This is a genomic window from Lacibacterium aquatile (assembly GCF_042683105.1).
Lineage (GTDB): Bacteria > Pseudomonadota > Alphaproteobacteria > Elsterales > Elsteraceae > Lacibacterium > Lacibacterium aquatile.
In genome coordinates, this window is sequence record NZ_JBHUIP010000004.1 from 82,757 (window position 1) to 105,428 (window position 22,672).

Annotated in this window: 31 protein-coding genes; 12 read left to right on the forward strand and 19 right to left on the reverse strand. The window is 60.9% G+C overall.

Going from position 1 to position 22,672, the window contains the following annotated elements:
• Window positions 1-78 precede the first annotated feature (78 nt).
• Window positions 79-597 (reverse strand): glutathione peroxidase, encoded by a 519-nt coding sequence (locus ACFSM5_RS05940; protein WP_379875379.1) that lies wholly within the window; start codon window positions 595-597, stop codon window positions 79-81.
• A 67-nt stretch (window positions 598-664) separates the two neighbouring features.
• Window positions 665-1,582 (reverse strand): LysR family transcriptional regulator, encoded by a 918-nt coding sequence (locus tag ACFSM5_RS05945; RefSeq protein WP_379875381.1) that lies wholly within the window; start codon window positions 1,580-1,582, stop codon window positions 665-667.
• Window positions 1,583-1,694: 112 nt separating this feature from the next.
• Between ACFSM5_RS05945 and ACFSM5_RS05950 the strand changes: the two genes are divergently transcribed.
• On the forward strand, window positions 1,695-1,820 hold the full coding sequence (locus ACFSM5_RS05950) for a hypothetical protein (protein ID WP_379875382.1): 126 nt from the start codon (window positions 1,695-1,697) through the stop codon (window positions 1,818-1,820).
• Between the two features lie 128 nt (window positions 1,821-1,948).
• On the opposite strand, the gene ACFSM5_RS05955 is transcribed toward ACFSM5_RS05950, so the two are convergent.
• From ACFSM5_RS05955 to ACFSM5_RS05970, 4 genes are read right to left on the reverse strand one after another with little or no spacing between them, the layout of a single operon-like run.
• On the reverse strand, window positions 1,949-3,241 hold the full coding sequence (locus tag ACFSM5_RS05955) for an O-acetylhomoserine aminocarboxypropyltransferase (protein ID WP_379875383.1): 1,293 nt from the start codon (window positions 3,239-3,241) through the stop codon (window positions 1,949-1,951).
• 14 nt (window positions 3,242-3,255) lie between these two features.
• Window positions 3,256-3,735, reverse strand: coding sequence for a CoA-binding protein (locus ACFSM5_RS05960; protein ID WP_379875384.1), 480 nt, complete (start codon window positions 3,733-3,735; stop codon window positions 3,256-3,258).
• 4 nt (window positions 3,736-3,739) lie between these two features.
• Entirely contained in the window at window positions 3,740-4,246 is a 507-nt protein-coding gene (locus tag ACFSM5_RS05965; RefSeq protein ID WP_379875385.1) for a protoglobin domain-containing protein, read from the reverse strand.
• A 23-nt stretch (window positions 4,247-4,269) separates the two neighbouring features.
• On the reverse strand, window positions 4,270-5,064 hold the full coding sequence (locus ACFSM5_RS05970; protein WP_379875386.1) for an enoyl-CoA hydratase: 795 nt from the start codon (window positions 5,062-5,064) through the stop codon (window positions 4,270-4,272).
• Between the two features lie 286 nt (window positions 5,065-5,350).
• On the opposite strand from ACFSM5_RS05970, the gene rplM reads away from it, so the two are divergent.
• The 5 genes from rplM to ACFSM5_RS05995 all read left to right on the forward strand — a co-directional run bounded on the left by rplM (window position 5,351) and on the right by ACFSM5_RS05995 (window position 8,821).
• Window positions 5,351-5,815 carry a 50S ribosomal protein L13 gene (gene rplM / locus ACFSM5_RS05975; RefSeq protein WP_379875387.1) on the forward strand — a complete coding sequence of 155 codons (465 nt, stop codon included), beginning with the start codon at window positions 5,351-5,353 and terminating at the stop codon, window positions 5,813-5,815.
• 2 nt (window positions 5,816-5,817) lie between these two features.
• Window positions 5,818-6,303 carry a 30S ribosomal protein S9 gene (gene rpsI, locus ACFSM5_RS05980; protein WP_379875388.1) on the forward strand — a complete coding sequence of 162 codons (486 nt, stop codon included), beginning with the start codon at window positions 5,818-5,820 and terminating at the stop codon, window positions 6,301-6,303.
• Between the two features lie 497 nt (window positions 6,304-6,800).
• A complete protein-coding gene (locus tag ACFSM5_RS05985) occupies window positions 6,801-7,334 on the forward strand; it encodes a helix-turn-helix domain-containing protein (RefSeq protein WP_379875389.1) in 534 nt (177 codons plus the stop codon).
• Between the two features lie 16 nt (window positions 7,335-7,350).
• Complete coding sequence (locus tag ACFSM5_RS05990; RefSeq protein WP_379875390.1) at window positions 7,351-8,184, forward strand: zinc-ribbon domain-containing protein; 834 nt, start codon at window positions 7,351-7,353, stop codon at window positions 8,182-8,184.
• An 85-nt stretch (window positions 8,185-8,269) separates the two neighbouring features.
• Entirely contained in the window at window positions 8,270-8,821 is a 552-nt protein-coding gene (locus ACFSM5_RS05995; protein WP_379875391.1) for a gamma carbonic anhydrase family protein, read from the forward strand.
• Here ACFSM5_RS05995 and ACFSM5_RS06000 read toward each other — a convergent pair.
• Window positions 8,818-9,639, reverse strand: a complete 822-nt coding sequence (locus tag ACFSM5_RS06000; RefSeq protein WP_379875393.1) for a LysR family transcriptional regulator — start codon at window positions 9,637-9,639, stop codon at window positions 8,818-8,820. The two genes, ACFSM5_RS05995 and ACFSM5_RS06000, sit on opposite strands and share 4 nt — an antisense overlap.
• A 112-nt stretch (window positions 9,640-9,751) precedes the next feature.
• On the opposite strand from ACFSM5_RS06000, the gene ACFSM5_RS06005 reads away from it, so the two are divergent.
• The gene (locus tag ACFSM5_RS06005) at window positions 9,752-10,723 is read left to right on the forward strand and encodes a nitrilase family protein (protein ID WP_379875395.1); all 972 of its coding nucleotides are present in this window, start codon (window positions 9,752-9,754) and stop codon (window positions 10,721-10,723) included.
• Here the strand turns inward: ACFSM5_RS06005 and ACFSM5_RS06010 are convergent.
• From ACFSM5_RS06010 to ACFSM5_RS06040, 7 genes are all read right to left on the reverse strand, one after another.
• Window positions 10,720-11,478 carry a prephenate dehydrogenase/arogenate dehydrogenase family protein gene (locus ACFSM5_RS06010; RefSeq protein WP_379875396.1) on the reverse strand — a complete coding sequence of 253 codons (759 nt, stop codon included), beginning with the start codon at window positions 11,476-11,478 and terminating at the stop codon, window positions 10,720-10,722. The genes ACFSM5_RS06005 and ACFSM5_RS06010 overlap by 4 nt on opposite strands.
• A gap of 122 nt (window positions 11,479-11,600) precedes the next feature.
• Entirely contained in the window at window positions 11,601-12,116 is a 516-nt protein-coding gene (locus ACFSM5_RS06015; protein WP_379875397.1) for a cysteine hydrolase family protein, read from the reverse strand.
• Between the two features lie 4 nt (window positions 12,117-12,120).
• The gene (locus ACFSM5_RS06020; RefSeq protein ID WP_379875398.1) at window positions 12,121-12,924 is read right to left on the reverse strand and encodes an alpha/beta hydrolase; all 804 of its coding nucleotides are present in this window, start codon (window positions 12,922-12,924) and stop codon (window positions 12,121-12,123) included.
• Between the two features lie 18 nt (window positions 12,925-12,942).
• A complete protein-coding gene (locus ACFSM5_RS06025) occupies window positions 12,943-13,230 on the reverse strand; it encodes a hypothetical protein (RefSeq protein WP_379875400.1) in 288 nt (95 codons plus the stop codon).
• Between the two features lie 161 nt (window positions 13,231-13,391).
• Complete coding sequence (locus tag ACFSM5_RS06030; protein ID WP_379875401.1) at window positions 13,392-14,924, reverse strand: sensor histidine kinase; 1,533 nt, start codon at window positions 14,922-14,924, stop codon at window positions 13,392-13,394.
• Between the two features lie 43 nt (window positions 14,925-14,967).
• Window positions 14,968-15,723 (reverse strand): response regulator transcription factor, encoded by a 756-nt coding sequence (locus ACFSM5_RS06035; protein ID WP_379875593.1) that lies wholly within the window; start codon window positions 15,721-15,723, stop codon window positions 14,968-14,970.
• A 1-nt stretch (window position 15,724) separates the two neighbouring features.
• A complete protein-coding gene (locus tag ACFSM5_RS06040) occupies window positions 15,725-16,228 on the reverse strand; it encodes a hypothetical protein (protein WP_379875402.1) in 504 nt (167 codons plus the stop codon).
• Window positions 16,229-16,537: 309 nt separating this feature from the next.
• Here ACFSM5_RS06040 and ACFSM5_RS06045 point away from each other — a divergent pair, with 309 nt between their 5' ends.
• From ACFSM5_RS06045 to ACFSM5_RS06055, 3 genes are read left to right on the forward strand one after another with little or no spacing between them, the layout of a single operon-like run.
• Window positions 16,538-16,777 carry a hypothetical protein gene (locus ACFSM5_RS06045; protein WP_379875403.1) on the forward strand — a complete coding sequence of 80 codons (240 nt, stop codon included), beginning with the start codon at window positions 16,538-16,540 and terminating at the stop codon, window positions 16,775-16,777.
• A 12-nt stretch (window positions 16,778-16,789) separates the two neighbouring features.
• A complete protein-coding gene (locus ACFSM5_RS06050; RefSeq protein WP_379875404.1) occupies window positions 16,790-16,999 on the forward strand; it encodes a hypothetical protein in 210 nt (69 codons plus the stop codon).
• A 1-nt stretch (window position 17,000) separates the two neighbouring features.
• On the forward strand, window positions 17,001-17,288 hold the full coding sequence (locus tag ACFSM5_RS06055) for a hypothetical protein (RefSeq protein ID WP_379875405.1): 288 nt from the start codon (window positions 17,001-17,003) through the stop codon (window positions 17,286-17,288).
• Here ACFSM5_RS06055 and ACFSM5_RS06060 read toward each other — a convergent pair.
• Complete coding sequence (locus ACFSM5_RS06060; protein ID WP_379875406.1) at window positions 17,285-17,746, reverse strand: GNAT family N-acetyltransferase; 462 nt, start codon at window positions 17,744-17,746, stop codon at window positions 17,285-17,287. The genes ACFSM5_RS06055 and ACFSM5_RS06060 overlap by 4 nt on opposite strands.
• 114 nt (window positions 17,747-17,860) lie before the next feature.
• Between ACFSM5_RS06060 and ACFSM5_RS06065 the strand changes: the two genes are divergently transcribed.
• Window positions 17,861-18,445 (forward strand): TetR/AcrR family transcriptional regulator, encoded by a 585-nt coding sequence (locus ACFSM5_RS06065; RefSeq protein WP_379875407.1) that lies wholly within the window; start codon window positions 17,861-17,863, stop codon window positions 18,443-18,445.
• A gap of 88 nt (window positions 18,446-18,533) precedes the next feature.
• The gene (locus ACFSM5_RS06070) at window positions 18,534-19,022 is read left to right on the forward strand and encodes a hypothetical protein (protein WP_379875408.1); all 489 of its coding nucleotides are present in this window, start codon (window positions 18,534-18,536) and stop codon (window positions 19,020-19,022) included.
• Here the strand turns inward: ACFSM5_RS06070 and ACFSM5_RS06075 are convergent.
• Genes ACFSM5_RS06075 through ACFSM5_RS06090 form a run of 4 tightly spaced genes read right to left on the reverse strand, consistent with a single transcriptional unit; the run spans window position 19,013 to window position 22,654 of the window.
• Window positions 19,013-19,933 (reverse strand): oligopeptide/dipeptide ABC transporter ATP-binding protein, encoded by a 921-nt coding sequence (locus tag ACFSM5_RS06075; RefSeq protein WP_379875409.1) that lies wholly within the window; start codon window positions 19,931-19,933, stop codon window positions 19,013-19,015. The two genes, ACFSM5_RS06070 and ACFSM5_RS06075, sit on opposite strands and share 10 nt — an antisense overlap.
• The gene (locus ACFSM5_RS06080) at window positions 19,930-20,883 is read right to left on the reverse strand and encodes an ABC transporter ATP-binding protein (protein ID WP_379875410.1); all 954 of its coding nucleotides are present in this window, start codon (window positions 20,881-20,883) and stop codon (window positions 19,930-19,932) included. Before ACFSM5_RS06080 ends, ACFSM5_RS06075 begins: the two co-directional genes overlap by 4 nt.
• Window positions 20,883-21,710, reverse strand: a complete 828-nt coding sequence (locus tag ACFSM5_RS06085) for an ABC transporter permease (RefSeq protein ID WP_379875411.1) — start codon at window positions 21,708-21,710, stop codon at window positions 20,883-20,885. The genes ACFSM5_RS06080 and ACFSM5_RS06085 overlap by 1 nt, the downstream gene beginning before the upstream one ends.
• Window positions 21,707-22,654, reverse strand: coding sequence for an ABC transporter permease (locus tag ACFSM5_RS06090; protein ID WP_379875412.1), 948 nt, complete (start codon window positions 22,652-22,654; stop codon window positions 21,707-21,709). Before ACFSM5_RS06090 ends, ACFSM5_RS06085 begins: the two co-directional genes overlap by 4 nt.
• Window positions 22,655-22,672: the final 18 nt, after the last annotated feature.

Genomic DNA, 22,672 nt, shown 5'->3' on the forward strand with positions numbered 1-22,672 from the left:
CCTTGTTATCGTAACAATTGGCGCCGGAGCCGCCTGCGCATCAAGGTGCAAGCGACTGAATAATATCGCTTAATCAGCCTAGCTGGCGGGCAGCAGTTTCTCGACGGCCGCCGTCACTTTGTCGGAACCCGGATCGGTCACGGTCGAGAACCAGTCGGCCAGATGACCATCTGGAGCAATCAGATATTTGTGGAAATTCCAGCGGGGGCGACCGGCTACGCCCACCTGTTCGCCAGCCCATTTATAGAAGGGGTGGGCGTCGTCGCCACTGACCACCTGCTTGTCGGCCAGGGGGAAATCGACGGAGAAATTGGTCTCGCAGAAATCCTTGATCTCTTCTGCGGTGCCAGGCTCCTGACCGCCGAAGTCGTTCGACGGAACGCCCAGGACGATGAGGCCCTTGTCCTTGTATTTCTCGTAGAGCGCCTGCAAGCCGTCATATTGCTTGGTGAAGCCACATTGCGAGGCGGTATTCACCACCAGCACGGCCTTGCCCTTGTACTGCGCAAGCGGCATCGGCTGACCGTCTATGGTCTTGAAGCTGAAGTCATGGGCGGAACCCGCCTGTACGGTCTTGGGCGCGAAAAGACTGCCCATCATCAGAAATCCTCCGAGTGTGAGTGCCATGACCATGCGCATCGCCGTCTCTCCTCTGTCGATAGGCTTACAATAGTCTAGGTTCGGTACCATTCAAGAGGGCAGCTTCCTTGCGGAATCGTTCGGCGAGCCAATCGAGTGTCTGTCGGATCGCCGGGCGGTTGGCCACCTGTTCCGGCACCACCAGGAAAATCTCCTTCGGCAGTTCGGTCGGTGGTGCCATCACACGGGTCAGCCGGTTGTAGCCATCGCCCAGCCAGCAGGGCAGGAAGCCTAAACCATAGCCGCCTAGAACGGCGTCGATGATCGTACGCCGCTGGGAGCAGCGCAGAACTGGCGTCTGGGGTGTCAGGCGCGGCTCCAGCCAGGCGGCGATGGGCATTTCGATCATGCCGATGTCGAGGGTAGCCCAGGCGCAGCGGGCAAAGCGCTCTTCGGTGAAGGCCTCCGGGTGCGCGGCGGCATAGTCCTTGTGGGCATAGGCCGTATAGGCGATATGGCCGACCGAGCGCACTTTGAGCGCGCCCGCCGTCGGCCGCTGGTCGATGACGGCGATATCGACCTCGCGCTTGGCAAGGTTGGGATAGGCGTAACCGGTCCGCAGCTCGAAATGCACGTCGGGCAGCGCTTTGCCGAGGTCCACCATGATGCGGGCCAGGAAACTGCCGGTGGATTCCCCGCAGGCGATGCGTACGGTGCCGCTGATCCGGCGGGCATCCCAATCGTGGGTTTCGGTGATGATATCCGCTGCTTCCGCCATTGGCGCTGCCAGGGCCAGCAAGGCTGCGGCATCCTCAGTCGGGCGCAAGCTGGTGCCGACCCGGTCGAAGAGGGCCACGCCCGCCCAATCCTCCAACGCCTTGATGCGGCGGCTCAAGGTCGGTTGGCTCAGGCCACAGTCGCGGGCAGCCGCCAGCAGGCTGCCAGCGCGCATGACGGCCAGGAACAGACGCAGGTCATCCCAATTAAGCGGTGGTTGTTTCATTCGAAAATGAATAACGCGCTTCTGATTTTAGGGGAATGCCAGGATGCGGATTTTGGCAAAAAATCCAGTCAATCCGGTCGGTTGACCCTTAAGCCTCGGAAGGACTCCCGTTATGCCTGATATTCTAATGTGGTTAGTGTTCCCGTTCCGCCGTGTGAAGCAGAACGGGAAGCTCCGTACGGTCTGGTTCCATCAATTGCCCGATTGGATGCGCCGGGATCTGGGGGATTGGGATTAAACACAGCCTGTCATCCCGGCCTAGAGCCGGGATCCGGCCGTCAGAATGGCAATTCTCCGATGAAGAGGATTGGCAACAAGCAACGGCCGGATCCCGCATCAAGTGCGGGATGACGACGATATAAAGGCTCAACCTGCCGACAGCTTCAGTGCCTGATCAAGGTCGGCGATGATGTCGTCGATGCTTTCCAGACCCACGGAGAGGCGCAGCACATCGTCACCGGCACCGGCATTCTTGCGCTGTTCCTCGGTCAATTGCCGGTGAGTGGTGGAGGCGGGGTGGAGCATCAGGCTGCGTACATCGCCGATATTGGCGAGATGGGAGATGAGCTCGATGCTCTCGACCATCTTCACGCCCGCCGCATAGCCGCCTTTGACGCCGAAGGTGAAGACGCTGCCCGCGCCCTTGGGCAGATAGCGCTTGGCCAGCCCATGGTACTTGTTCGACGGCAGGCCTGCGTAATTGACCCAGGCGACCGAGGGATGGTTCGCCAGAAACTCGGCGACTTTCTGGGCGTTGGCACAATGGCGTTCCATGCGCAGGGCCAGGGTTTCGATCCCGGTCATGGTCAGGAAGGCATTCATCGGTGCCATGGCGGGGCCGAGGTCGCGCAGCGAGACGGCATGGCCATAGACCGTGTAGGCGAGATCGCCGAAGGTCTCATGGAAATTCAGGCCGTGATAGGCAGGCTCGGGCGCGGCGAGGCTGGGGAACTTGTCATTGGCCGACCAGTCGAACTTGCCGCTGTCGATGACCGTGCCGCCGACCGAATTGCCGTGGCCCCCTAAGAACTTGGTCGTCGAATGGACGATCAGGTCGGCGCCATGCTGGAAGGGCTGGCACAGATAGGGCGTCGCCATGGTGTTATCGACGATCAGCGGCACACCCAGCTTGTGCGCTTCGGCGGCAACGGCTTCCAGATCGGTGATGACGCCGCCGGGATTGGCGAGGCTTTCGACGAACACCGCCTTGGTGCGGGGCGTTGCGGCCTTGGCGATATTGGCCGGATCGTCGACATCGACGAAGCTGACTTCCCAACCGAATTTCTTGAAGGAGCGACCCATCTGGGTGATCGATCCGCCATAGAGACGGTTGGAGGCGATGAGATGATCGCCGGACGTCATCAGCGGGAAGAGGGCGACCAACTGCGCCGCATGGCCCGAAGCGGTGCAGGTGGCGCCACGACCGCCTTCCAGCGAGGCAAGCCGTTCTTCGAGCGCCGAAACTGTCGGGTTCGTCAGACGGGTATAGATATAGCCGTAGGTCTGAAGATTGAAGAGCGAGGCCGCATGGTCCGCATCGTCAAAGACATAGGAACTGGTCTGATAGATCGGGGTGACCCGGGCGCCGGTGGCAGGGTCGGGGGCACCGCCCGCATGAATGGCGCGGGTTTCGAAGCCGGGCTGACGATTGGCGGACATATCTGCTTCTTCCCTTAAAGACGGCGGCGCTTGGAGCTGATGACGCCGGTATTGATGCCGGACATGCCGAGCTCGCCGCAGTGGCGGCTATATTCGATCTTGGGGCAGCGGTTCATGACGACCTTGATGCCAGCGGCTTCGGCCTTGGCAGCGGCTTCGTCGTTACGCACGCCAAGCTGCATCCAGACGACCTTGGCGCCGATCTTGATCGCATCCTCGACCACGCCATCGGCTGCCTCGGACTTGCGGAACATATCCACCATGTCGACGGGCACGGGGATATCGCTCAGCTTGGCATAGACCTTTTCGCCCAGCAGATCCTGGCCTTCTGCCCCCGGATTGACCGGAATGACGCGGTAGCCCTTGAGCTGGAGATACTTCATCACGAAGAAACTGGGGCGGTTCCAGTTGGTCGAGGCGCCCACCATGGCGATGGTCTTGACCGAAGTCAGGATGCTGCGCAGATAACTCGCCGAATAATCGTCGTGGTTCATGGTTTCAGTGTCCTTGTGCCGCCTTGGCGGCGACCAATTGAACGACTTCACGCGTATAGACCGATAGGGCGAGGTCCATGTCGAGATGAACCAGTCGCGTCACGACCGCCAAAATCGTCCGTAACTCCTGCGGATTGGCGAAATTCATGACTGCGAAATTCTGCAGTTCAACCAGGAAGAAAGTATAGCCTGCGATGTAAAGATAGGGCGCGACGCCATTGACCAGGTGTGCATGGCCGATTGCCTGACAGCCTTTGATATAGGCCTCGTCAAATTCGCAATTGAACAGGCGCCGCCAATGCTCGCGCTGCTTGGGCACCAACTGATTGATGCGGTTGTCATCCGGGAAGAAGCGCTGGCCTTCGGGCTGGGACTGCAGGAAGCGGTAGAAGCGGAAGACGATCCCGTCCATCGCATCATAGAGCTTGAGGCGAAACGGCTCGATCACCTTGGCGTCATCGGGAGTGATGCCCAGCAGGGCAAGGCGGCGGGTAAGATCGACCTGGCTCATTGATCCCTTCGCTTCGTTTCTGTTTAGCAGTTGCGCCACACTGGCATGCGTTTGGTCAGGAATGCATCAATTCCTTCAGCGGCATCCGCCGCCATCATGTTCTTTGCCATGACGCCGGCGGTATAGGCATAAGCCTCGACCAGGGGCATTTCGAGCTGGCGATAGAAAGCTTCCTTGCCGGTTTTCACCGTCAGTGCGGACTTGGCCGCAATCTTTTGCGCCAGGGCTTGCACCTCCTGCTCCAAGGCCTGCGGCGGAACAGCGCGGTTGATGAGGCCGATCTGCTGGGCGCGTGCCGCATCCACCATCTCGCCGGTCAGCAGCATCTCCATTGCCGCTTTTCGCGACACGTTACGCGATAGCGCCACCATGGGGGTGGAGCAGAAGAGGCCGATATTGACCCCCGGCGTTGCAAAGCGGGCGTCTTCGGCTGCAATCGCAAGATCGCAGCTGGCGACCAACTGGCAGCCGGCGGCGGTGGCGATGCCATGGACGCGGGCGATGACGGGCTGGGGCAGGGTGACAATCGCCTGCATCAGCACGCTGCATTGTGCGAAGAGCGCCTCGTAAAAGGCGGGCTCGGGCGTGGCGCGCATTTCCTTGAGGTCATGGCCGGAACAGAAGGCGGGCCCTGCACCGGCCAGGATCACTACCTTGCAGCCGCTATCCTGCCGGATGTGGGCCAGTTCCTCGATGAGGGCGCCCATGAGCGCGACGGACAGGGCGTTGCGCTGGGCTGGTCGATTGAGGGTGAGGGTTGTAACGCCATCGGCGTCGGACCGCATGACCAGCGCTTCGTTGGCAACAGAACCGTCCATCGCTTGAACCCTCCCGGCATGAAAGCCCCTGGACGATAGGAGAGGGATAGGGCAGGTATCAACCCGATAACGTGTCCTTTGGCGGCAACCCTCAAGCCCAGTGCCACAGCGGCTTAGCGATGCGGTATTTTAATACCGCACTCTGAAAAATCCGCTCTGATGCGCGGAAAATATGGTGTTTCAGCGCTTGACGCGAGCCCCTGAAATGCGTAAACACCCCTCCATTCAACGGTCGGCTCGGGAACGGTTCCCAATGTCGACCATCTGCCAAGCTCAAGGACGGGCCATGAAGACCTACTCCGCGAAGCCGAGCGAGATCGAAAAGAAGTGGTTCGTCATCGATGCCGATGGCGTGGTTCTTGGTCGTCTCGCCAGCATCATCGCCAATCATCTGCGCGGTAAGCACAAGACCACCTACACCCCCCACATGGATTGCGGCGACAACATCGTCGTGATCAATGCCGAGAAGGTGAAGGTCACCGGTCAGAAGCGCGAGCAGAACAAGTTCTACTGGCACACCAACCATCCCGGCGGGATCAAGGAACGTACCTGGGCGAACATTCTCGACGGTCGCTTCCCGGAGCGTCTGATCGAAAAGGCCGTGGAACGCATGGTTCCCCGTGGCCCGCTCGGCCGTACCCAGATGAAGAATCTGCGCGTTTACGGCGGTCCGAACCATCCCCATGAAGCTCAGGCTCCTGCCGTCCTCGACGTCGCTGGCCTGAACGCCAAGAACAAGCGGAGCGCGTAACCATGGCTCAGACCATGCAGGGCCTCGAGTCCCTCAAGAAGGCCGTCAGCGCCGGTAGCCCGGCTGCCGATGCCGCTCCGGCCGAGCCGAAGAAGGATGCGCTGGGTCGCTCCTACGCTACCGGCAAGCGCAAGAACGCAATTGCTCGCGTCTGGGTTAAGCCCGGTACCGGCAAGCTGACCGTGAATGGTCGCGACGGCGCCGTCTATTTCGCCCGTCCCGTGCTGCGCATGATCATCAACCAGCCGTTCCTGATCTCGGATCGTCTGGCCCAGTACGACGTCTGGTGCACGGTCACCGGCGGCGGTCTGTCGGGTCAGGCCGGTGCGGTTCGCCACGGTCTGTCCAAGGCCCTGACCTTCCAGGAACCCGCCCTGCGTGGCGTCCTGAAGGCTGCTGGCTTCCTGACCCGCGATAGCCGCGTCGTCGAGCGTAAGAAGTACGGTAAGGCCAAGGCCCGTCGTAGCTTCCAGTTCTCGAAGCGCTAGTCGCCTGGGGCTTCAAGCCCCTACTGCAAAAAGGCCGCAGGGAAACCTGCGGCCTTTTTTTATTCAAAGGAAGCAATGTATACTGTACGGAACATTGTTCCTGCCGATAACACGTAATTGTTGCGGCCAAGCTCGGGCGTTACCTTGAGATCACCGAAACGGCGACCCTACTCGCCAAGCAGAGAGGATCTCAATATGCCAATTGTTCTAATACCTGCCATTTTTCAAACAATTATTGCCGCAGTGGCTGCGACCGTCGCGGTTCGCGCCGCCAGCGATCTATACGATCACGTCAAGAAAAAATAGTACGGAATTCTTGGTCGGTGGGCATCTGTCAACCGTTCCAGATTCTCAGTACTTTGCAGATCTTGGGAGCGATCATGTTCAAGATTATTGGTGCAATCGTCGTCTATGGCTTTGCTGCCCGCGGGTTGATCTCCTGGTGGAGAGCTAGGGGGCAGAGCGATCAGGCTGCAGCTCAATAGGCTGGATGCGCAATGATGAAAGAACGCCAATCAGAAGATATCGATAAGGTCATAGGGGACAATATTGCAGCCGCCCGGAACGCGCTGGGGTGGAAGCAATCTGAACTCGCCGATTTGGCCGGGGTCAGCAGAGGCACGATCGGTAAGATCGAAAGCCATAATTCGGCGGGAATTACCACTCTTGCCGATATAGCTGACGCCCTTGGGGTGCCGCTCCACATGCTGTTGATGCGTGGAACGGATTGGAAAAAACTGACCCATATCCAATCAATCACCGATCTAGCTCGGCAGTTTTTAGACTCGGGAAGTACCTTTTCTCAAAAGGTAGATCAAATAGAGAGAAAATCAAAATCAAGGGATGCAAAAGACAGGCGCTGGGCATCTCAAGAAACTAGCGCTCTTGTTTCTGGAATAATATTTCGTGATGAGGGTGAGGTTACACAGAAGAGAAAAAATTCAATGATCGCAAGCGCGGGAATGGCGACCGATCTTATACCGAATGTTCCCGTTCTTAATGGCGTAATTGCCGCCATTATTTCAGCTTAAAAAAAGGAAAAGAGAGATGGCACACCTTCCGCTTCGCGAGCCCGATGAAGATCTCATTCCGCTCCTTCGGAAAGCTTCCTCAGAAGATCTGGGGATCTTAGTGGAATATATCCATAAGGACTTCAATCAAGATCTAAATGACGTCCCTGATTTCAAACTCCATAATCCTAGGGCTGGTGAGAAGATCTATGAAGGGGATCACCGGATCTATGCAGATGATATCGCAGCTGAAATTCAGCGGTATGGTGGAAATTCATTCTCTAATGCCTTTCGTGGCGGTAAAGGGGTTCCCTATATCGAGGTTCTGCGGGATGTCGCAGATAGCTTGAAGGTCAATTACTCCGAAAATTCAGATGCGGCTACTATCGAAAGCCAGATCCAACTGAAGGTGTTGGAAAAGGCTTATGAGAAGATGGACGACAAAGAGAAGTCCGAGCTTCTGACTAATTTGGGTGTCAGCGTCACGAACGTCATTCCCGCGGCCCTACCCATGGCTGCCTTGCAGACTACTATTAGGATGAGTGGTTTTGCAGCCTACAAAATGGCCGCCATTATTGCCAATGCGGTTGCGAAGATCTTGATTGGCCGTGGTCTTACGTTGGCTACCTCCAATATGATGATGAAGGGCATCAAGATGTTCGCTGGGCCGGTCGGTTGGGCGATCACCGCAATCTGGACCTTGGTAGATTTGGCAGGCCCCGCTTACCGGGTAACTATTCCGTGCGTTATTCAGATCGCGTACATCAGGCAGCATGCGCAAACGCATTTCTGCCCGAAGTGCGAGAGCCCAAATACCGAAACAGCAAAATTCTGTCAGTCATGCGGGACGAGCCTTCAATCCGAAGCCTGATCGACGAAAGTTGAGATCGCAGACAGGAATTTAAATAAAAGGCGTTCCTATGTTAGGAACGCCTTTTTGGCATTAGGAGTTGGCCATGTCCTTCGACCCGAAAAACCTGCCCGCGCCGGTGATCATGCCCTGGCATGGCAAATGGCCGAAGATCCATCCGACCGCCTTTATCGCGCCGGGGGCGGTGGTCATCGGCGATGTGGAGATCGGGCCGGAGGCGGGGATCTGGTTCGGTGTCGTTATCCGTGGCGATGTCCATGAGATCAAGATCGGCGCCCGCACCAACGTGCAGGACGCCACGGTCGTTCACGCGACCCAGTTCCGCGCGGGCACCTATATCGGCGACGATGTCACCATCGGCCATGGCGCGGTGCTGCATGCCTGTGTGCTGAAGGATCGCTGCTTTGTTGGCATGGGCGCGACGATCCTGGACGAAGCGACGGTCGAGACCGATGCCATGGTGGCGGCGGGGGCGCTGCTGGCGCCGAATAAGGTCGTGCCGACCGGCGAACTCTGGGCGGGCAATCCGGCTAAGAAGCTCCGCGACATGCGCCCGGCGGAAATCGAGAATATCGCAGGCTCGGCCACTCGCTATGTCGGGTTTGCCAAGGAATATCTCGATCTGCTGAAAGGCTAGGGAAAACGGTCTTTGAAAAGCTGCGCCAGCCGGTCGTAGGTCGCCCGGATCTCCGGCGAGCGCAGTTTATTCTGCCGGGCGAGCAGCCAGACCTCACGCACCGGCGGCTCCTGCCCGTTCAGGGGGAGAGCCGTTAACGGACTGCCGGGCTGGACGATAAAACTCGGCAGCAGGGCCAAGCCCAAGCCCGCCTCGGCCGCTCCTCGCCGGGCGATCTGACTGCCGCTGCGAAAAGCGACGGGCCGGTCTGGATACTGCCTGCGGAACCACTGAACTTCGGCATAGTCTTCTTCGGCCTCCGCATCGATCAGGCAGGCGGTTTCCGGCGTCATGAGATCGCGATGGGCATAGACCCGATATCGGATGTCGGCCACACGCCGCCCGATGGTCTCCGAATCCTTCGGCCTGCCGAGACGGATCGCGATATCGCTTTCGTCCTTGGCGATACTCACGATCCTGCTGTCGGTGGAAAGCAGCAGTTCGACCTCAGGCCCCACAACACCGTCGAGGTTGGGGGCGAGGAAATGGTCTGCCATCGTCCTGGGCAGACTGAGTCTGACAACCGTCGACGTCCGATTTTCGAGTTTGGCGGTCTGAAGGACGGCTTCCGCCCGCGCCTGCATGGCGACGACATCCTGCCGGACCCGCTGCCCAAGCGGGGAAAGCTGCAATCGCCCTTCGACCCGTTCGAACAATAGCCCGCCAAGATGTTCCTCCAGTCGGGCGATCCGCCGACCCACGGTCGCATGGGTGATACCGAGGCGCCGGGCGGCAGCCGAGAGGCTGTCCGTATCGGCCAGAGCGGCGAAAACGCGCAAGTCTTCCCAATCCGGGTCTGTGAATTTTTGAGCGCTCATGGTGCATTATTGGTGCATTTTCGCACGCTGTGCCAGGGGATAGGTTGAGGCTCAATCCATCAAAGAGAGAGCCATGACCCATCTCCGCGCCGCCAGCGTCCAATTCTGCCATCGCGCCAACGACAAGGCTTACAACCTCGCGCTAATGCGGGAATTCGTGGCTAAGGCCCAAGCGGAGGGAGTGCAGATCCTGGCTTTTCCCGAGATGTGCATCACCGGCTATTGGCATGTGCCGTTTCTGGACCGTGATGGCCTCGAATCCTTGGCGGAGTCGGTGGAGGATGGCGCGGCGGCGCTGGAAATCCGACGGCTGGCCGTGGAGAGCGGCATGCTGATTGGCGCCGGGCTGCTGGAGTGGGCGCCGGACGGACGCCTCTATAATTCCTATCTGGCCGCGCTGCCGGACGGTTCCTGGCAGGTGCACCGCAAGCTCCATGCGTTCGAGCATGCGGAGATTGCGAGCGGCGACAGCTACACGGTTTTCGACACGCCCTGGGGTGCGAAGGTCGGCATTCTGATCTGCTGGGACAATAACCTGGTCGAAAACGCCCGGGCGACCGCCCTCCTGGGCTGCGATATCCTACTGGCGCCCCATCAGACCGGCGGCTGCAATTCCCGCAGTCCCCATGCCATGGGGCTGATCGATCCGCAGCTGTGGCGCAACCGGGAGGCCGATCCAGAGGCGATAGAAGCCGAGTTTCGCGGGGCGAAAGGCCGCGAATGGCTGCTGCGTTGGTTGCCTGCCCGCGCCCATGACAATGGCATGTTCCTGGTCTTCAGCAATGGCGTCGGCGAGGATAACGGCGAGGTTCGCACCGGTAACGCCATGATCCTGGATCCCTACGGCCGCATCCTGGGGGAAACCTGGGCGGCAGAGGATCGGATGGTGGTGGCCGATCTGGATCTCGATCTGTTGCCGCTGGCAACCGGACGACGCTGGATTCGGGGGCGGAGGCCTGAACTCTATAGTCCGCTAACCGTCCGGCAGGGGCATGAGTTGTCGCCGCAGGCGGCGCGTTTCTCGGAAGAGCCAGTTAAACGCTAACCCGTCGTCAAGGCCCGATCATGGGCGCTCAAGGTCTCGTTCAGTTCGGCGGCTAGGGAGAAGAATCGTTCCCGCACATCCTTGGTATAGGGATTGTCGCGCTCGATGGTCAGGAACAGCTCCAGCGAATCGTGGCGTACCATGTCGATGGCCTGCATCAGCAGATCGAAGCTGCGGGTCGTCATGCCGGTTGGCAGGGGTTCCATCTGCACCAGCACCTTGGCGATAAGATGGGTGAGACCCTGGACCATTGCCATGTCGCGATCATGGCGCTCCGGCGTGGTGGTGATAACCTGAAGGCCCAATTGACCCAGGAAGCGGGCGACCAGCCGCCAGCGCCTGCCGCTGACCGGGCAAAGGGCCATCTTTAGCCCGCTTAAGCCGCCTGCCGCGCTCTGGGGGCCAAAAAGCGGGTGTGTGCAGATGATCTCCACGTTGGACGGTAAACCGTCACGCATGAGGATGGCCGGGCGCGTCTTGACCGAGCCGACGTCCAGCACCAGGGCGCCGGGCCGCAGCGAGGGCGCAATATCCGCAATGAGTTGTGCCAGCCTCTCGACCGGAGCCGCCAGGATGACAACATCGCAGGCGGCCGTCTCCTGCATCGAGCAGAAGCGGCCGAATTCCGGTGTGCCTGCGGGGTTCGGGTCGTGGATATGTAGATCGAAGCGCGGGCCGAGATGCCTGACGATCAATCTGCCGAAAGCACCATGACCAAAAAGTCCAACGGTGCGGATTTGATCCCTGGCCTTCACGCTAACTTCTCCGACGCCCTCAAAATGAGGCGCCAAGCTAGGCCAAGTAACGCGACCTCGGCAATCTGAGTTTGTGCCAATGCATGCGGCGCAGAGCTGGCAAAGATGTGCGCCAAAAAAGGCTAACAGGTACTTAGTTCATACATCTCGATAAGCCAACTTCGGATCGCGATCGCCTGAGTCTGGTCGCGGACCCCGATAGCTCGATCAGCAAAGCAGACGGCGAACCCGCGTTGGGCGGCAGCGGCGGCCGTTAAGCCAACACAGCCATCCATGAAGACACCGGCAAGAACGATCTCTGACACTCCTTGTCGATGGAGTTCTGTTTCGAGATCCGTTCCTAGGAACGCATCATTGGCGGTCTTTGTGATGCGAGTTCCCCTAGGAACAAGACCATCTACCGTATCGGTGTCCTCTGATCCCTCCAATAGGCAAGGGTAGTCGTATCGCAGCATCAGGCGACTCCAGGTGCTGCGGTCTGCCTTATGTTCAGTCCGAATATCAAAAAGGGGCTGATTCCGTGCTTCAAAATCGAGGCTCAGCCGCTCAATCGCTTGGAGCAGAACCGGAAGTTGGGCTGCCCGGTCCGGCGTCCGAAACATCCAGCGCTGCATGTCGATGACTAGTAGCGCCCGCATGATGTCAGGCGAACATGCCCAGCGCCTGTTCGTGCAGGCTGTGTTCCGGATCGGCCAGGGCGTCGAGGGCGGTGAAATGGTTGCGGAACGGCAGGGCGGCCGAGGTCACGTCGGGCCATTGGCTGGCCAGACGGTCGGACTGATGGTGCCATTCCGGCGGCTCCGATCCGCCATAGACGGACAGCAGCGGCGCGGCGCTGACGCGCGGGCGATGCAGCGGCGAGAGTGTGTCGGCGCTGATCGGGTCCAGCTTCAGATCGTCGTTCATCGAGGTACGCATCAGCGGCGCCAGATCGAACAACCCGCTGATCGACAGGCCGCTGGTAATGTAGGGCGCATCTTTGCCCTCGAACTTGGTAGCAAGGCAATGGGCGGTCAGATGACCACCCGCCGAATGACCGGAGACAACGAGGCGGCGGCGCTCATGCTGTCCGAGGCGGCTCCAGGTGGTGGTCAGCGCCTGCTCGATATCGGCGGCGATGTCGCTGATCCCAACCTCCGGGCACAGGCGATAGGAGGGCAGGGCGACGCTGATGCCAGCGGCCAGGAACGGCGGCGCGATCCAGGCAAAATCCTCCCGCGAGAAGGCCCGCCAATAGCCGCCATGGATAAAGAACAACGTGCCACGGGGGGCGGGCGCCCTGAAAAGATCGACCGCCTGCCGGGCATGGTCGCCATAGGGGATATGCAGCGGCATATAAGCCGCGCGCGCTTCGGCCGTGCGGGTTTTCCAGGCCGCAAAATAGTCGGCGAAATCGGGCACGATCAGCCGGTTATTATACTGACGATCCCAATAGGTGTCCGACATGCTGTGCTGCTCCCTTTGTTAGCGGGAGCAGGCTAGACTGGTTTCTGCAAGGCTGACAACGGGATTGGCGTGATGATGACCTTGGGCGAAATAAATATTCTCAGCGATGCTCGCTTCCGGGACGCGAAAGTGTTGCTGACGGAACGGGGCTGCAGGGTCATAGAAGAGTCGCACCGACCAGACATCTTCGATAACCGACATGTTGATATGGTTGACGGAGAGGTAACTTGGCGTCTGGTGAAGGATCGGCAGGAAGTTTGGCTGGAAGCTAGGCGGCCGGGTGGACCGTGGATCGGGCTCGATCATTTACTCGGTTTGAATGGCTGCAAGCCTAGACCTTTCAGGGGAATCTCAAAAGGCCCCTATAGCGATCATATGTCTGATTGGTGCGAGTTGCTGGCGTCGCACTACGATGCTGTAATCGCCTCTGTCCTTGATCCGACTACGCTGCCGCCTCCTTATTTTCGCTAACTCAACCTCGGCAATCTAAGACTGACCGCCAAGCCCGAGTTGGGGCGGTTGCGGGCGGAGACTTGGCCGCCAAGCGCCTCGATGTTGCGCTTCACGATCCAGAGACCAAGGCCGAAATTGCCTGCGCCATAGGGGCGGGTGTCATGGTCGCGCTTGGAATAATAGCGGTCGAAGATCTTGTGCAGATCCTCCGACGCGACGCCTGTGCCCTGGTCGGAAACTTCCACCAGCGCGTCGCGCCCATCAATGGCGAGGCGGACAGTCACCACCCCATCGGGGGGCGAGAAACTGACGGCATTCTCGATCAGATTTTCGACAGCGGTTTCGATCAGATTGGCCGAGCCGCGAATGGCGATGCCGCGCGCCGTGCCGGGGCCAAGGTCGAACAGCAACTGTGCGCCCCCCGACGGCAAGGTGCGGCGAATGCCGTCGGAGATCGCGCGGAGCAGCGGAACGAGATCCACCCGGTCGGTGGGCGGGTCCAGCAGTTCGGCCATGCCCCGGTCGATCTGGCGGGCGGCGGTGACAAGATCTTCCAGCCGGTCGAGCGAGGCATCGATGACGGACAGCGCCCGCTGGCCGCGCTCGTCTTCCTCGTCCACACGGCGGCGCAATTGGGTGGTCGCCTGCCGGATGGTCGCCATCGGCGTCTTATAGGCATGGGCGTTTTCTTCTGCCGCGTCATGGAGCGAGCGGGCGGCGTCGCGCAAAGTATCGACCATCCGGTCGAAGGCGAGGGCGACGGGTTTGAGTTCCGGCACCCGGTTTCCAGCAGCAAAACCGCCTGTGGCGCGGGCGCGGGCCACGTCCATGGCGAGACGGGAAAAACGCCGCAGCGAATTCCAGAGGTCCAGCAGCAGGACGATGGCAATTACCGCCACCAGCAGATAAACGGCCATCGCCAACTGCACTTCGGGCAGACGCCAATAGGGCATCGTCAGCCGCTGTGCAGCATCCTCGCCCAGCAGGCTGGCAGCGATCAGGACAAAACAGCCCTTGGTGGTGCGCACCGGGGAAAGAGAGGTGACCAGCTCCGCCTTCCCGTTCCCCACATTGGCCTGGATGGCGAGCGGGAAAGCGCCAGAGCAGCTTTCCGACAGGCGTTGCAGCAGGCCTGCCTCAATCAGCAGCTGGCGTTCGGGCTCCAGCGCCTCGGGCGGTACCGGAGGGACGGAGGCGATATAGAAAAAACCGCTTTCAGCCGTCCCAGCGGTCGTGCCGGAGGGTTGGAAAAGCAGTTTCAGACTGTCAGTAGGCTGGGCGTAGCGATTGAGTTCGTCCTGTAACATCTCGAGCGGGAGCGAGCCGCCAATGAGCAGCGGCGCAATCGCCGCCGCTACCGTTTCGCCACGCAGACGGATAGCCGAGAGCAGCAACTCGCGTCGCTGCTCGTCGGCTTCCTTGAAGCGATCGTAAACAAGGATCGGGACGACGGCGAATACTACGACCAGAAGCGCCAACCGGACCAGAAGAGACCGGGTGGCAAAACCGCCCATCCGCCGCCACCGTTTGGCGGGGCTACTCTGCATGAAACTTCCGGTTATTGCCGGGTCCGCCACTCATCTGACCTCGTTACTGGACTTCTGTAGACCAGCGATAACCGAAGCCGGGGTAGTTTTCGAGCGCCGAGAAGTCAGGATCGATCTCTTTGAACTTCTGACGGATGCGCTTGACCATTGCGCGCACATTGGCGCGATAGCCTTCTGACCCCGATCCGGCGATGAAGCCTTCACCTTTCACGCTGTCATAGATTTCGCGATAGGTGATGTCGCGGCCTGGGCGTTCGAAGAGCAACTGAACGACTTTGAATTCCGACAGGGTCAGATCGACCCGCTGTCCGCGCCATTCCACGCGGCAGCTGTCGATATCAAGGTCCAGCGGGGTATTGAGCGACGGCATGGCACCGTCGCCGGTCCCCGTCTTGGAGCCGCCGATGGCAAGCTGCAGCCGGAAGACGATGATGGTGACCGAGCGGGTTTTCTCGATGAAGTCGACGGCGCCTTCGGCCAGCGCCCGTTCTTCATAGATCGGCTGCTGCAGTCCGGTGAGGAACAGGACCGGCGTCTGATCGCCTGACGCACGGAGTTCCTTCAGGAAGCTCATACCGTCCATGCCGGGCATCTGCCAGTCGAGCAGGATGGCATCGAACCTCTCGCCGCTGGCAAAGGCGGCGCGGGCGGCCTCTGCCCCCGAGTAATCGCTCACCGAGAACCCGGCGTCTTCCAGGTTCCAGACGAGGCTCTCCCGGAAGAGCTTTTCGTCGTCGATGAGGGCAATGCGCGGGCGCATTGCGGAAACCGGAGCAATCTGCGTCGGGCTGGTGATCATTTCAACCACGGGTGCCTCCCTGTACCGTTCCAAGACATGTCTCTGCGTCGGCGGCGGCGCCGCTCAATCGCTGATCGAGTGCGAAGAAATCTCCGCGCGCGGTATCGAGATAGAAATAGACTTCGACCGCGCATTCGTTCCCAAGGTATCGCCAAATTCTGGCGGGACCTTGGCTTCGTTCATTGATCGGTGCGCCTAAGCGGGCGCGAACCGATTCTGCAGATTGCCCCACCACCCGCACTGACGACGGGGCGATAGCCGGGGGAGTGATCGCGGCCATCTGATCGGCGGGGATCGTTTCGACGGGAGCAACCGGATCCGGTTTCAGAGTCGTCGGTTTACGTGTCGCCGCCGGGCGCGGCTTGGGGGCCGGTTTGGCGACGGGTTGTTCCTGAAGGGCGGGCGAATGGCTGACGGTCGGCACGGGCTCCTGCGAGACCAGCACCGGTTGAGTTTCACAGGCAGCAAGAGCCAACAGCAGCGCCGCACTCACCGTGCCGCGCATCCAGGCTCTCCTGTGTGTCAACTTCGCCTCAGCCTTCATCTTTTTCATTGTCAGGCTTTCCGTGGCTAAAGTTTGACAAAAAGCGGTCGGCGTCTTTCAGCGGAAAAGCCCATCCTTTGGCCTGATATCAAGGGTCTACGCCGTGTCTACCGCCGCTGTGACAAAAAATGGTGTGACCAAGGTGTGATAATCGGAGCCTTGATTTCTACCCCTTGTGAGAAGACCGGGGCAGAGGTTGCAGTAATCGTTCTGCGGCGTTTAAGTCTCATCATGCGTCGGGAGAAAAACCCGTAATGAAGGAGGCGAAAAATGGAAATGAAATCGTCTAAAAAGCCGTCTACTTCGATTGTGGTGGTCCTGCTGGCGGTTGGCGGATTGATGGTGTCGGGTTGCTCCGACATGTCGCGCCAGCAACAACGTGCGCTCTCGGGTGGTGCAATCGGTGCCGGTGCCGGTGCGGTCGTCGGTGCTCTTACCGGCGGTTCACTGATCACCGGGGCTGTCATTGGTGGTGCCGGTGGTGCCGCTATCGGCGCCCTGACGAAGTAAGGCGGGGAACCAATGACCGTCGAGCTTCGTCTCTTACTTGTGGCTTTCGCGATCGCCGCGACGGCCTTGATCGGACCAGGGTTGGCTGCGGCCGATCCCGATCCTCACCAGGAACGGGGTGCCCGCGTCGAGATGCCGACATGGCGTCTGGCGCAGGACCCCCTGCCGCGATACGTGCGGGTCATGCCGCTCTCGTCGCGCGCCCAAATTGGAGGATATTGAGATGACGGGTCTGCTATCGGGCGCCACCATCTATGCTCTCGCCGATCGTCCGCTGGCCGCTCAGATGCGGTTTCATCAGGCGGCGCGGTCAGGGGGGAGTTTTGCCGGGGTTCTGGCTGGTGAGATGCGAAGCAATGCCACGGTCCAGGCGGCAGCAACCGCCGATCAGCGCAGTGCCTTCGCCGGCGCTATCGGCGCTATGGCTGTCGCGCCACTCGCTGAACGTCGCGGGGCGGCTCTACGACGCAAGCTCGCCGCTTATCGTCGCGTAGCTGCCGTCAAGCTTTAGAGCGTGGTTACCGGAGCCTGCATATTGACGTAGAAGCCAAGGTCGCTGCGGCCTTGGCCTTCTTCTGTCCAGCCCATGGACTGATAGAACATGCGGGCCGAGATATTATTCGCCAGACATTTCAGCCGCACCGGCGGCGGACATATCCGCTGAACCTGGCCCAGCAGCGCCTGGCCCAGGCCGCGCCGCTGCCATCCCGGCATCACGAACAGGTTATGTAGGAAGCTTTCCGGCAGGAAGAATGAGGCAAAGGCCCTGACTTCGCCGTCAAGCTCCGCGACCCAGACCTCTTCCCCTTTTATCGACTCTGCATAATCCGCCAACTGGAACCGCTCTGGTTCAACCCAGGTGAAGGTGGCCCGACGGCTCGCGAGATAGATCTCCGCACATCTGTCGGCATCCGTCGGAACGGCATGGCGCAAACGGGGAAAAGGCAGGGCTGCAACTTCAACGCTCATAAGGGTTAAGTTAAGCCCAGCCGTGGTTCCGGATCAATCGGAACCGATTGCCTCCAAATCGTCGTTCAGTCTTCTGATCTTGACGGAATGCCTACTAGTAGGTAGGTAGACGCCATGGCAAATCTATCGACCACATCCGACGAGATCCTGAGCTGCGCCCGTTCCCTCCTTCTCGAAGGCGGCTACAACGGTTTCAGCTATGCCGATATTTCCAAAGTGGTCGGTATTCGCAAGGCCAGCATCCACCACCATTTCCCAAGCAAAGTCGATCTGGTCCGCACGCTGGTTGTGCAGTATCGCGAGGCGGCGGAAGCGGGGATAGCCGAGATGGAGCGGCGGATCTCCGATCCCGTGGGGCAGTTGCGCGCTTATGTCGGCTATTGGGAAGCCTGCATCCTCAATCAGACAGCACCTTTTTGCGTATGTGCCTTGCTGGCCAGCCAGATACCGGTGCTGCCAGAGGAAGTGGTGCTGGAGGTGCGGGCCCATTTCCGATCCCTCTCCGCATGGCTGACATCCGTTCTTGAACGTGGCGCGCGGCAAGGTGGTCTGACATTGACCGGGTCGGCCCGGGCTGAAGCCGAAGTGTTTCTCGCTACCGTTCATGGGGCCATGCTGTCGGCGCGCGCCTATGGCGATGTGAAGATGTTCGGCGCCGTTATGTATCCGCAGTTGGACCGGCTGACCTCTCGCAGCTGATGTAGAGCTACATGGCTCTCATCGGTTTTGTTGTCTGCAAAATACCTACCTACTGATAGGTAAGCAATCAAAGGAAGGGACTAATCCGATGTTTGGCATTTCTACGCTCGGTTGGCTGCATACGCTTGGCAGCCTGCCCGCCATTCCGGTGGCGATTTATATGATTGTCCGCCATGGCCGGATCGTACCCTGGTCGCTTCCGGGGGCCGTTTATTTCGTGTCGATGCTGATCGGCGCTGCGTCGCTTTTTCTTTTTGCGCACCAGCCGGTCAGCTTCGGGATCGCGATCGCGACGATCCTGTTTTTGCTGGTTGGCTATGCCGCCGGACGAGTTCCTGCGCTGGGTCGCGCCGCCCGATATGTAGAAACAATCTCTCTGAGCCTGACCGTTTTCCTGCTGATGGTGCCGACAGTGAGCGAAACCCTACGCCGGGTCCCCGAAGGCCACCCCTTTGTGACCGACCTGCAGTCTCCTTTGCTGCTTGGGTCTCAGGGCGCGCTTCTGCTGATGCTCATCCTGGGATTGACCGCCCAAATCATCTATCTGCGCCGGGCCGGTAAGCGCACTCACGCATGATGGCAGGCGACGCCCTCTGTCAGCACGGGGGCTTCGCTGCGGCAGCGGTCGGTCGCGAGCGGGCAGCGCGGGACATAGGCGCAGCCTTCGGGTGGCGGCTCCATGCCAGCTTCGCCGGGGGGAGCGGGGGGCAGTTCCTCAGCTGGGTCGAGTGAGGGTTCGGCCGCCAGCAGGGCGCGAGTGTAGGGATGGCGCGCATGCTCGAATATCCGCGCTGTCGGGCCGGTTTCGACGAATTTGCCGCGATACATCACGGCTACCTGCTGCGTCACATGGGCGACGACCGACAGGTTATGGCTGATCAGCAGCAGGGCGAGGCCGCGCTGTTCCTTAAGGTCGGCCAGCAGATTGAGTACCTGCGCCTGGACGGAGAGATCGAGGGCCGATACCGGCTCGTCCCCGATCAGGAGCGCCGGGTCGGTTACCAGGGCACGGGCGATGGCGATGCGCTGGCGCTGACCGCCGGAAAACTCGTGCGGGTAGCGGTCGATGTGGCTTGGGTCCAGGCCGACCGATTGCAGCATCTCTGCTGCTTTGGCCTTGGCAGCCTTGCGCTTCAATCCGCCCAGCAGATGCAGCGGTTCGGTGACGATGCGCCAGACTGGCCAGCGGGGATCCAGCGAGCCATAGGGGTCTTGGAACACCATCTGGACCTTGGCACGCGAGGTCGCAATCTCCCCGCCGTCAATCTGGATGCTGCCACCATCGGGGTTGTCGAGGCCCATAACCATACGGGCAAGAGTGGATTTACCGCAGCCGCTTTCCCCGACGATCCCCAGGCTTTCCCCGGCCTTCAGGCTGAAACTGACACCATCGACGGCTTTCAGAACCGGCCGTGCGGCGAATAGATGCGTTGCGGGCAGGCGGTGCCAGCGGCGCACATCCGTGACATTTAGCAAGGGTTCGCTCATGCCAGCGCCTCCCACCGTCGACAGGCCGTCGAGCGACCCTCCAGGGCTATCAGCGGCGCGGCGTCTGCGCATTCGGGTTCTGCCAACTCGCATCGGTCGCGGAAGCGGCAGCCGGAGGGGCGCTCGTTTGGACTGGGGACGCGGCCGGGGATGGTCGCCAAACGGCCTCCAAGCCCAAGATGCCGGGGCATCGCCCCCAGCAGGCCGCGGGTATAGGGATGCAGTGGCCGCTTGAACAGGGCGGCTGTCGATCCGGCTTCAACGGTCGCCCCGGCATACAGCACCATCGTGCGCTGAGCCATCTGGGCCACGACGCCCAGATCATGGCTGATCAGGATCAGGGCCATGCCGTCTTCAGCCGCCAATTGCTTCAGCAGACGCAGGATCTGGGCCTGAACCGTGACGTCCAGGGCCGTTGTCGGCTCGTCGGCGATCAGCAGCTTGGGTCGGCAGGCGAGGGCGATGGCGATACCGACGCGCTGCCGCTGCCCGCCCGAAAGTTCATGGGGATAGCTGTCGATCCGCCGCTCGGGCTGGGGCAGTCCCACGCGGGTCAATAGGTCCAAGGCCCTGGCCCGCGCCGCTGCGTAGCCTGACGCCTCATGCCAGCGCACCGCCTCGGCCACCTGATCGCCGACACTCATCGTGGGGTTCAGGCTGGTCATGGGTTCCTGAAAGATCATGGCCAGGCTCTTGCCCCGCCTGCGGCACATCTCGCTTTCCGGCAGGGTAAGTAGATTCTCTCCATCAAGGAAAATCTGCCCCTTTGTCTGCGCGCCCTCCGGCAGGAGACCCATCAACGCCAGCGCCAGCATCGATTTGCCCGAGCCGCTTTCGCCGACGATACCGAGGCTGCCGCCTGCTTCCAGCGTAAAGTCGATCCCCTCCAGGATAGCGGCACGGCCACCGGGAACGGGCAGGCTGACGTCAAGAGTCTTCACCCGCAGCATCAGCGCCTCGCCTTCAGCTTGGGGTCGAGGGCGTCGCGCAGCCCGTCGCCCAGCAGATTGAGGCCCAGCACAGCAATGGCGATACACAGACCCGGCAGCAAAGCCAGCCAGGGTGCGCGGCTCATGAAGGTCTGGGACTCGGCCAGCATCCGGCCCCAGGAGGGGGCGGGCGGGGCGATACCGACCCCCAGATAGCTGAGTCCTGCTTCGGTCAGGACAGCCAGGGCCAGTTGGATCGTCGCCTGCACGATCAGGATGCCCGCGATATTCGGCAGCACATGCTGAACCGCGATCAGGATCGGCCCTTTGCCAGCTCCCCGGGCTGCAGCGATGAACTCCCGCGCAAGGACCTGCAGGGCGGCGGCGCGGCTGACGCGGGCGAAGACGGGGATATTGAAGATGCCGATAGCCAGGATGGCGGTATGAGCGCCGCCGCCGATCAGCACGCCCAGCATAATGGCGGTCAGCACGGCCGGGAAGGCGAAGGTGATATCGGCCGCCCGCATGATGGCTTCATCCAGCCAGCCGCCGCGTGCCGCCGCAATCAGGCCCAGGGATACCCCGCCCGCGAGGCCGAGGAGGACCGAGGGGATCGCCACGGCCAGGGAGTTCCAGGACCCCGCCATCAGCATGCTGACCACATCGCGGCCCATATGGTCGGTGCCAAGCAGCCCTGATTCGCCAAAGGGTGCACGCAGACGGAAGGGCAGGCGCAGCCGGGTCGGCACCTCCGGCGTCCAGACCAGGGACACCAGGGCGATGCCGACCATCAGAAGCGTGAGCACCAGGCCGATCATCAGGGTCGGGTTGCGCCAGAAGCGGCTCATCGCCCAGCCCTCAGGCGGGGGTCAAGCCAGCCATAGGCGAGATCGACGAGGAAATTCACCGTGATGACAAGGGCCGCCATCAGCATGGCGACGCTTTCGACAACGATCAGGTCGCGCTGGGTCATGGCCTGATAAATCAGGCGCCCCAAACCGGCGAGCGCGAAGACATTCTCGATCAGGATCGTGCCGCCGATCAGTGTCGCGAGCTGCAGCCCCAGGATCGTGATGACGGGGATCAGCGCATTGCGCAGGGCGTGGCGGCGCAGGACGGTGCGGCGGGAGAGGCCCTTGGCGCGGGCGGTGCGGATGAAATCCTCCGTCAGCACTTCCAGCACCGAGGACCGGGTGACGCGTGTCAGGATCGCCGCCTGGGGCAAGCCGAGGGCGATGGCAGGCAGGACCAGGGCCTGAAGGGCTCCAGGGATACTGGAACTCCATCCAGGGAAGCTGCCGGCGGGGAACCAGCCGAGCGAGAGGGCGAAGACGAGAATCAGGACGAGTCCGATCCAGAAATTCGGCACCGCGATGCCGAGCTGGCTGAAAGCAGTCGCCGCCTGATCGGTCAGCTTGCCACGGGCCGACGCCGCCAGAACCCCCAGCGGCACACCGATGCCTGCGGCCACGCAGATCGCCATCAGCGCCAGCGGGACGGTCACGACCATCCGCTCGCCGATCAATTGTCCGACCGGAACCCGATAGGTGTAGGAGACGCCGAAATCGCCGGTCAGCAGCCCGCCGACCCAGCTGAAATATCGCTCGAACAATCCCCGGTCGAGCCCGAGTTCGGTCCGCAGAGCTGCGAGCGTATCCGGACGCGCCTCCAGCCCCAGCATGATCGCGGCTGGATCACCGGGAAGCACCTCCATGACCAGGAAGATCGCGAGCGAAGTTACCGCCAGGGTCAGGATCAGAGAGGAGAGGCGGCGGAGCAGAAAACTGCTCATGCCGCCCCACCTTTACCG